Source organism: Thermus thermamylovorans (genome assembly GCF_004307015.1).
In the GTDB taxonomy this organism is placed as follows: Bacteria; Deinococcota; Deinococci; order Deinococcales; family Thermaceae; genus Thermus; species Thermus thermamylovorans.
In genome coordinates, this window is sequence record NZ_SIJL01000033.1 from 1 (window position 1) to 4,754 (window position 4,754).

Here is a 4,754-nt window from a genome sequence, read left to right on the forward strand (position 1 = left end):
CATAAATCCTTACACGACCCCCGCTCCACCACCACCACGTCCCCATCCAGGAGGTACTCCGCCATGCTGTCCCCTTCCACCACGAGGGCAAAAAGGTTAGGGCGTGCGGGCAGGGGGATGAGGCCCTCCACCTCCTCCAGAGCCTCCTCCAGGGGCCCCGCAGGAACCCTTCCCACCACCGGAATGGCGAGGCCCGCAAGCAGCCTCCCCTCCGGCGTAAGCTCCACGTGGGTGGGGCGGCCGTGCCCTTGGGGATAGAGGACCACCAGGCCCTTCCGGGCCAGGGCCTCCAGGTGCTGGCGCACGGTCTGCGGCCGCAAGCCCAAGGCCCGGGTCAGGTCATGGGCCGTGGGGGAAAGGCCCTGGCGCAGGAGCCGCGCCGCTTCTAAAAAGACCCGCTTTTGCCCTTCCGGCAAGGGGGGTGCCATAGCTCCTCCTCTACCTGTTTTATAACAGTACCCCCCTCAAGGTGCAAGCCCTCCACCCAAGGTTCTTCGGTCAGCGGGCAAAACGGCGTAGGGCACTCCAATCTCCGCGAGAAGGAGCACAGGAAGGCATGCGCTGACCGACTACAAAGTCTAGGCGCGCGGGGCGGCTCCTGAGTATACTTAGGGGCGCATGGTCCTGACCGAGCGGATCCCCCTAGTGGCGGACGAGGCCGGAGGCCTCCGGGTAGAGGGCACCCGGGTCTACCTGGAAGACCTCCTGGACGCCTACGAGGGGGGGCTCTCCCCCGAGGAGATGGTCCTGGCCTACCCCAGCCTAAGCCTTGCGGACGTGTACGCCGTCCTGGCTTGGGCTCTGCGCCACCCGGAGGAGGTGGCCGCCTACCGGGAGAGGGCGAAGAGGGCGGCTCTGGAGGCGGAGGAGCGGGCCCGGGTCCACTTCCCCAAGGCCCTTCTCGCCCGGCTGGGTAGGGCGTGAAGCTCCTTTTGGACGAGAACGTGGAAAGGGCCCTCTTCCTGGGCCTGAAGCGGCGCCACCCCGGGCTAGACGTGGTTCGGGTAGTGGACGTGGGCCTTGGGGGGAGATCAGACGCTGAGGTCCTGGAGTGGGCCGCCCGGGAAGGACGGGTGCTGGTGTCCAGGGACCACGCCACCCTGAGCGCCGAGGCCGCGCGGCGCATAGAGGAGGGCAGGCCCATGTCTGGGCTCATCCTCTTGCGCCGGGGGGTCGGCGTGGGCCGGATCTTGGAGGATCTGGAGCTCCTTCTGACTGCCGCGCGACCTGGGGAGCTGGAGAACGCCATCCTGTATCTGCCCTTCTAGAGTTGGCCTTCGCGTTTCCTTCAAGGAGGTCCACCAGCTCCTTTTGGGCCCCTCGGTCACAAGCCAGGAGCTTAAAGGTCTCCGGCTTCTGGTGGACCTCTACCTGCTGAGGCGCCTGCCTCCCCTTGAGGCCAACGTGGGGAAGCGCCTGGTGAAAAGCTCCAAGCTCTACCTGCGGGACAGCGGTCTGGTCCACGCCCTCCTGGGGCTCCGCACTTTGGAGGACCTCCTTGCCCACCCCGTGGTGGGGAGGAGCTATGAGGGCTTCGTGGTGGAGAACCTCCTCCAGGTGCTTCCCGAGGGGGGCGAGGCCTACTTCTACCGCACCCGGGCCGAGGCGGAGGTGGACCTGGTCCTCCTCCTGCCCGGGGGGAGGCTCTGGGCCGTGGAGGTCAAGCGGAGCCTTGATCCCCGGCCTTCCCGGGGGTTCCACGAGGCGCTGAAGGACCTCAAGCCCCAGGAGGCCTTCGTGATTTACCCGGGAGGGGAGACCTTCCCCGTTGGGGGAGGGAGTCTTCGCCGCTCCCCTTGGGGCGATGATGGAGCGGCTCTGGAGGAGGTAAGCGCCCGCCCTCGGGTTTCGCGGCCCGGGTCTATCCGGCCACACTGCCCTTGCTGGTGAGCGGTTGGCCAGGGCCGCGTGGCTCCCGGTGGGGGACCTTTACGACGGCCTTCAACCCACATTCCGCACCCCTCCTCCCCCCCGCGTTAGGACTTGTGGGATGGTAGCTACACCCGACCCGCAGGTGTACGACCTCGGCCACCTGGGCCTGGTGGCCAGCACCGTGGACCGTGTGGGTGCTTCAACTGTCCATGTGGGTTCGCTTGGTAGAGCTGGGGGGGCAAGTTGCTGGTCTTCGACCCAGCTCCACATCACGAGACCGCGGTGCGCCTCCTGGGGGCCGGGCGATATTACCTGCTGGAGTGAAGGGGGTGCGGAATGTGGGTCGAGGGCTAACCGCATCGCCTACATCCCCGAGGAAAGGTGGGGGAAGAGCGCGACCCTGGCTGCCCGCATTTTTGCCCCTCCTAGGGGAGCGGGCCAAGCTACCCGCGAGGTCCGCTCGGGTGCCGTCCGGGCCTAAGGCCTCGAGGGGCAGCTGCCCCTTGGAGGCGGAGGGGCCGGAGGGCGAGGAGGAGGCCCAAGATCGGGGTCCGGAGGCGCATAGGGGAATCCTTGCGCGCTGCGGGTGCCTAGTGGTGGAGGACCCGCTCCAGGAAGGCCCGGGTGCGCTCCTCCTTGGGGCGCGTGAAGATCTCCTCCGGCCTCCCCTCCTCCGCCACCTGGCCCCCGTCCATGAACACCACCCGGTCCGCCACCTCTCGGGCAAACCCCATCTCGTGGGTCACCACCAGCATGGTCATTCCCCCGCGGGCCAGGTCCCGCATCACGTCCAGCACCTCCCCCACCATCTCCGGGTCCAGGGCGCTCGTGGGCTCGTCAAAGAGCATGATCTTGGGCTCCATGGCGAGGGCCCTGGCGATGGCCACCCGCTGCTGCTGCCCCCCGGAAAGCTGCGCCGGGTACTTCCCCGCCTGGTCCAAAATCCCCACCCGCTCCAAAAGCTCCAAAGCCTTCCTCTCCGCCTTCTCCTTCGGCCAGCGCCGCACCCGTATGGGGGCCAGGGTGATGTTCTCCAAGACGGTCATGTGGGGGAAGAGGTTGAACTGCTGGAAGACCATCCCCACCTCCCGCCGGACCTCCCGGAGGGCCCGGTCGTCCTTTACGTTGTGGCCGTCCACCACCACCTCCCCTTCCTGGAAGTCCTCCAGGCGGTTGATGCAGCGGATCAGGGTGCTCTTCCCCGAGCCCGAGGGGCCGATGATGACCAACCTCTCCCCCGGGGCCACCTCCAGGTGAATGCCCTTGAGTACGTGCAGGGAGCCGAACCACTTGTGCAGGTTGTGGATGCGGATAATGGGTTCCACCTCACCTCACCCCCAGCCCCAGGCCCCGCTCCAGGAGCCTTCCCAGGTAGGAGAATACCCCGCTCGCCACCAGGTAGACCAGGGCCAGGAAGAGGTAGACCTCCCGTTCCAGGCCCACGTTCTGGGGGTTGGCCAGGACGGCCCGGGCCACGCCCATGAGGTCCAGGAGGCCGATGAGGGCCACCAGGGAGGTGTCCTTGAAGAGGGCGATGTACTGACCCACCAGGGCCGGCACCACCGCCCTCAGGGCCTGGGGGAGGATGACATAGCGCACCGCTTGGAAAGGGGTGAGCCCCAGGCTGAAGGCCGCCTCCCACTGCCCCTTGGGCACCGCCTGCAACCCTCCCCGCACGTTCTCCGCCAGGTAGGCGGCGGCGAAGAGGGTGAAGGCCACCAGGGCCCGCACCACCTGGGGAGGACGAAAGCCCTCCGGCAGGAAGAGGGGCACGGTCACGAAAGCCAGGAAGAGGAGGGAGACCAGGGGAACCCCGCGCACTCCCTCTATGAAGGCGATGGCGAGGAAGCGCAGGACGGGAAGCCGGGCCTGCCGCCCGAAGGCCAGGGCCACCCCCAGGGGGAAGGCGAGGAGCATGGCCACCCCGGAGAGCAGGAAGGAAAGGAGGAGGCCCCCCCAGAGGGTGGGGGGCCAGGGCAGGAGGAGGAGGCTGCCCAGAAGGCCGAGCAGGAAGAGGAGGCGGGGCCTGGGAACCCGGACCACCCGGAGGCCTCCGAGCCACCCGAGAATGGCCAGGGCGAGGAATCCCAGGAAGCCCACCACCCGGGGCAGGTGGTCCTTGGGCAGCTGGCCCACGAGGAAGTAAGGGAGGTTCTCCCCCACCACCCGCCACTCCGCCCTGAGGCCCCAGAGGAGGAGGGCCTGGCCCAGCCAGCCCAGGAAGGCCAGGAGAAGGAGGGAGACCAGGGCGTTGCCCGGGGTCCCGAAGAGGGCCTTGAGAAGCCTCATAGCCGCCACCTCAGGGCCACGCGCCGGTTGTAGGTGTTGACGGCGGCGCTGATGCCAAGGCTCAGGGTCAGGTACACGGCCATGACCAGGAGGATGGCCTCGAGGCTCCGGCCCGACTGGTTGGCCACGGTGCTGTACACGGAGAAGAGGTCCGGGTAGCCCACCGCCACCCCCAAGGAGGTGTTCTTGGCCAGGTTCAGGTACTGGTTGGCGAGGGGCGGGACGGCGATGCGCACCGCCTGGGGGAGGACGATGAGGCGGAAGGCGTCCCGGCCCTCGAGGCCCAGGGCGTAGGCCGCCTCCCACTGCCCCTTGGGCACCGCCAGGATGGCCCCGCGGAAGACTTCAGCGATGAAGGCCGAGGTGTAGACCACCAGGCCGAAGAGGAGGGCGGCGAACTCCGGGGAGAGGAGGAGGCCTCCCCGGGTGCCGAAGGCCCCCTTCTCCGGCGCGCTGAAGCTAAAGGGAGGACCCCAAAGCGCCCATCCCAGAAAAAGGCCCAGAACCAGGCTGCCCCAGGCCCACAAGGGCCGCTGACGCAGGAGGAACCAGGTGATAGCCCCGAGGCCGAGGGTCGTGTAAGGATTTATGTG

At 68.0% G+C, this 4,754-nt stretch carries 7 protein-coding genes; 3 read left to right on the forward strand and 4 right to left on the reverse strand.

Annotation, left to right across the window (positions count from 1 at the left end):
• A partial coding sequence (locus tag ETP66_RS11655) for a LexA family protein (RefSeq protein WP_130842761.1) occupies positions 1–428 on the reverse strand: 428 nt, incomplete at its 3' end.
• Between the two features lie 190 nt (positions 429–618).
• On the opposite strand from ETP66_RS11655, the gene ETP66_RS11660 reads away from it, so the two are divergent.
• The 3 genes from ETP66_RS11660 to ETP66_RS11670 are packed head-to-tail and all read left to right on the forward strand — an operon-like array spanning position 619 to position 1,890.
• The gene (locus ETP66_RS11660) at positions 619–924 is read left to right on the forward strand and encodes a DUF433 domain-containing protein (protein WP_014632319.1); all 306 of its coding nucleotides are present in this window, start codon (positions 619–621) and stop codon (positions 922–924) included.
• A complete protein-coding gene (locus ETP66_RS11665) occupies positions 921–1,268 on the forward strand; it encodes a DUF5615 family PIN-like protein (protein ID WP_014632318.1) in 348 nt (115 codons plus the stop codon). The genes ETP66_RS11660 and ETP66_RS11665 overlap by 4 nt, the downstream gene beginning before the upstream one ends.
• Before the next feature lie 43 nt (positions 1,269–1,311).
• A complete protein-coding gene (locus tag ETP66_RS11670) occupies positions 1,312–1,890 on the forward strand; it encodes a DUF4143 domain-containing protein (protein WP_420883007.1) in 579 nt (192 codons plus the stop codon).
• Between the two features lie 572 nt (positions 1,891–2,462).
• Here the strand turns inward: ETP66_RS11670 and ETP66_RS11675 are convergent.
• The 3 genes from ETP66_RS11675 to ETP66_RS11685 all read right to left on the reverse strand — a co-directional run.
• Entirely contained in the window at positions 2,463–3,197 is a 735-nt protein-coding gene (locus ETP66_RS11675; protein ID WP_130842762.1) for an amino acid ABC transporter ATP-binding protein, read from the reverse strand.
• Between the two features lies 1 nt (position 3,198).
• Positions 3,199–4,161 carry an amino acid ABC transporter permease gene (locus ETP66_RS11680; RefSeq protein ID WP_126204898.1) on the reverse strand — a complete coding sequence of 321 codons (963 nt, stop codon included), beginning with the start codon at positions 4,159–4,161 and terminating at the stop codon, positions 3,199–3,201.
• Positions 4,158–4,754 (reverse strand): ABC transporter permease subunit (locus tag ETP66_RS11685; RefSeq protein ID WP_130842763.1); only part of this gene is annotated, 597 nt, incomplete at its 5' end. The genes ETP66_RS11680 and ETP66_RS11685, both read right to left, overlap by 4 nt.